Source organism: Streptomyces glaucescens (assembly GCF_002154375.1).
Taxonomy (GTDB): domain Bacteria; phylum Actinomycetota; class Actinomycetes; order Streptomycetales; family Streptomycetaceae; genus Streptomyces; species Streptomyces glaucescens.
The window spans coordinates 1-3,552 of record NZ_MUND01000280.1; the positions used below are offsets into that span (position 1 = coordinate 1).

The window sequence follows — 3,552 nt, forward strand, 5'->3', positions numbered from 1 at the left end:
CTAGGGGGTGTCGTCAAACTCCCGTCGTCGTCCGCAGGACGGTCCTGCGGCGTCCGGTGCGTGCTCTCGTGACGACACCCCGCAGGGACCGCGGCCGCGCCGCCGCCGGCCGCCCGCCTCCCACGGGCTCAGCCCGGGCCGAACAACTCGTCCCGCCGTACCCGCCAGCGGTCCATCAGGGTGTCCAGCTCGCCCTCCAGGAATTCGAAGAACGCCAGCGTCTCGGTGAGCCGGCGGCCCGCCGGGGTGTCGGGGCCGAGGCTCACCACACCTTCGCGCAGGGCGTCCTCCCAGCGCTTGATGATCGCCTCGCGGTTGGTCAGCGCCTCGTACCACTGGTCGTTGCGGACCCGGTACCGCTCCCGGCGTGATCCTGGTTCGCGTTCCCGGGAGACCAGGTGGACCTGGGCCAGGTAACGCACCGCGCCGGAGACCGCGGCAGGGCTGATCTTGAGCTGTTCGCCCAGCTCGGCAGAGGTGAGGGTGCCGCTGTCGGAGGCGAGCAGCGCGGCGAACACGCGGGCCGGCATGCGCGGCATGCCCGCCTCGACGAGCTGGGCCGCGAAGTGCTCCACGAATCGGGAGACCGTGTCGGGGTCGCGTGCCGCGCCGGCTGTGTCCGTCATGCCGTCGATCATCTCCCCTGCTCGGTCCGGCTCTCCCACGGCCCTCCGGGTCGAGTCTAGTCAGGCTTCATCTGCTTCCTTAACTTCACAAATTTCTGAAGTAAGCGTACGTTCCGAGGTATGACCAAGGCCATCACCGTCTCCGGACTGCACAAGTCCTTCGGCCGGACACCCGCCCTCGACGGCCTCGACCTGGACGTGGACTCCGGCGAGATCCACGGCTTCCTCGGCCCCAACGGAGCCGGCAAGTCCACCACCATCCGGGTCCTGCTCGGCCTGCTGCGCGCCGACTCCGGCGCCGCCCAGGTGCTCGGCGGCGACCCCTGGGCGGACGCGGTCGAGCTGCACCGCCGTATCGCCTACGTCCCTGGCGACGTCACCCTCTGGCGCAACCTCTCCGGCGGCGAGGTCATCGACCTCTGCGGCCGGCTGCGCGGCGGCCTCGACACCCGGCGGCGGGCGGAACTGATCGAGCGGTTCGAACTGGACCCGACGAAGAAGGGCCGCACCTACTCCAAGGGAAACCGGCAGAAGGTCGCCCTCGTCGCCGCCTTCGCCTCCGACGTCGACCTGCTGATCCTCGACGAACCGACCTCCGGCCTCGACCCGCTGATGGAGGAGGTCTTCCAGCGGTGCGTGACCGAGGAACGCGACCGGGGCCGGACGATCCTGCTCTCCTCGCACATCCTCAGCGAGGTGGAGGAGCTGTGCGACCGGGTCAGCATCATCCGTAACGGGCGCACCGTGGAGAGCGGATCGCTCACCGAGCTGCGGCATCTGACCCGCACCAGAGTCACCGCCGAGCTGGCCGGACCGCCCGACGGCCTCGCCCGGCTGCCCGGCGTGCACGACCTCGACGTCCAGGGACCGCGGGTCCGGCTCCAGGTCGACAACGACCGGCTCGACGCCGTGCTGCGGCAGCTGACCGAGTGCGGGGTGCGCTCCCTGACGTCCACCCCGCCCACCCTGGAGGAGCTGTTCCTGCGGCACTATCAGGGCGAGAACGGCGGGAGCGGTGGACCCGGCGGGAGCGGTGGCCTCGGCGAGCGGGCGGAGGCGGCCCGATGACCGCCCTCCCCCTCGCCCCGCGGTCCGGCGGCAGGCCCGGCGGAACCCGGCAGCTGGTTGGCACCACGCCCCTGCTGCGCCTCGCGCTGCGCCGCGACCGGGTGCTGATCCCGGTCTGGGTCGGCGTGAACGCCCTCATGGTGCTGTCCATGCCGGGCACGATCAGAAGCCTGTACGGCACGGCCGCCGAACGCGCCGGCCTGCTCCGCCAGCTGGAGACCAGCGCCTCCCTGCGCGCGATGACCGGCCCCGTGTTCGGCGACTCCTACGGCGCCCTGACCGTCTGGCGGGCCGGCGTGTACGCGGGAGCGCTCGCCGCCGTGATGAGCCTGCTCCTCGTCGTCCGGCACACCCGCGACGAGGAGGAGAGCGGCCGGGCTGAACTGATCTCCTCCGCGATGGTCGGCCGCCGCGCCCCGCTGACCGCGGCCCTGCTGACCGCGGCCGTCGCCAACGCCCTCCTGGGCGGGCTGGTCACCGCCGGACTGGCGGCGCAGGGCGGCACCGGAGCGGCCGCCTTCGGGCTCGCCGTCGCCGGGCTCGGCATGGTGTTCGCGACCCTGGCGGCGATCCTCGCCCAGCTCACGGAGAGCGCCCGGTCGGCACGCGGGCTCACGGCGGCCGTGCTGGGTGCCGCGTTCTTGCTGCGCGCGGCGGGCGACTCGGCGACGGCCGACGGATCGTCCGTGCTGACCTGGCTGTCACCCCTCGGCTGGCTGGAGAACCTGCGGGCGTTCGCGGGGGAACGGTGGTGGGTGCTGCTGCTGTTCGCCGGTGCCGCACTGCTCCAGGGCGCGCTGGCCTACGCACTCGCCGAACGCCGTGACCTCGGCATGAGCTTCCTGCCCGCCCGGCCCGGGCCCGCCGCGGGACGGCTGAGCGGCGCGGGCGCGCTCGCCCGGCGGCTGCAACGCGGCTCCCTGCTCGGCTGGAGCATCGGCTTCCTGCTCGCCGGGGTGGTCTACGGCACGATGGCGGAGGGCGCGGCCGACCTGGTCGGCGGCAACGAAGGCGCCCGGCGGATCATCGAGCGGATGGGCGGAGAGGCCGGTCTCGTCGACGCGTTCCTCTCGGCGATGACCGGGATGCTGGGACTGGTCGCCACCCTGTACATCGTCGCCTCGGTCCTGCGGCTGCACGGCGAGGAGACCTCCGGGCGGGCCGAGCCGGTGCTGGCCGGCGCCGTGGGGCGGCTGCGGTGGGCCGCGGGCCACCTGGCGGTGGCGTTCGGCGGTACGGTGCTGATCATGCTGCTGGCCGGGCTCGGCCTCGCCCTCGGCCACGGCCGCGACACCGGGCCCCTCCTGGGGGCCTGTCTGGCGCAGGTGCCCGCGGTGTGGGTGATCGGCGGGGTGGCGGTCCTGCTCCACGGCCTGCTGCCCCGGGCGGCGGTCGCGGCCTGGGCGGTCGCCGGGGCAGTGCTCCTCATCGGCTGGGTCGGACCCGCGCTGGACGTGCCGCGGGCGGTGCTGGACCTCTCCCCGTTCGGGCACCTGCCGAAGCTGCCGGGCGGGGAGATGGAGTGGACACCGGTGCTGGTCCTCACCGCCTTGGCGGCGGCACTGGTCACGGCGGGACTGGCGGGGCTGCGGCGGCGGGACCTGCTGAGCGGTTGAGGCCTGTGTGACGGGCCCTGGGCCCCCGCCGGGGCAGCCCTCGATGCGCAACGCCGTCCCGGCCGGGCGGCTAGGTCGTGTCCGCAAAGTCCCGTCGTCCGCCCGAAGGGCGGGCCCCGCGGCGTCTGGTGCGTGCTCTCGGCGCGCCGGGCGGAGTCCCTCGTACTGGATGTACTTGGGGCTTCGCCCGGCGCGGCGAGAGTGCGTGCCAGGTGTCGCGGGGCAGACGGGACTTTGCGGAC

General features: G+C 73.7%; 3 protein-coding genes. 2 read left to right on the forward strand and 1 reads right to left on the reverse strand.

All coding sequences use genetic code 11. The features are described 5' to 3' along the window. Nucleotides 1-128: 128 nt before the first annotated feature. On the reverse strand, nt 129-626 hold the full coding sequence (locus CCN42_RS19200) for a GbsR/MarR family transcriptional regulator (RefSeq protein ID WP_086737330.1): 498 nt from the start codon (nt 624-626) through the stop codon (nt 129-131). 120 nt (nt 627-746) lie between these two features. On the opposite strand from CCN42_RS19200, the gene CCN42_RS19205 reads away from it, so the two are divergent. Continuing rightward, entirely contained in the window at nt 747-1,694 is a 948-nt protein-coding gene (locus CCN42_RS19205) for an ABC transporter ATP-binding protein (RefSeq protein ID WP_086737325.1), read from the forward strand. Continuing rightward, nucleotides 1,691-3,310, forward strand: coding sequence for an ABC transporter permease (locus tag CCN42_RS19210; RefSeq protein WP_086737327.1), 1,620 nt, complete (start codon nt 1,691-1,693; stop codon nt 3,308-3,310). Before CCN42_RS19205 ends, CCN42_RS19210 begins: the two co-directional genes overlap by 4 nt. Nucleotides 3,311-3,552 lie beyond the last annotated feature (242 nt).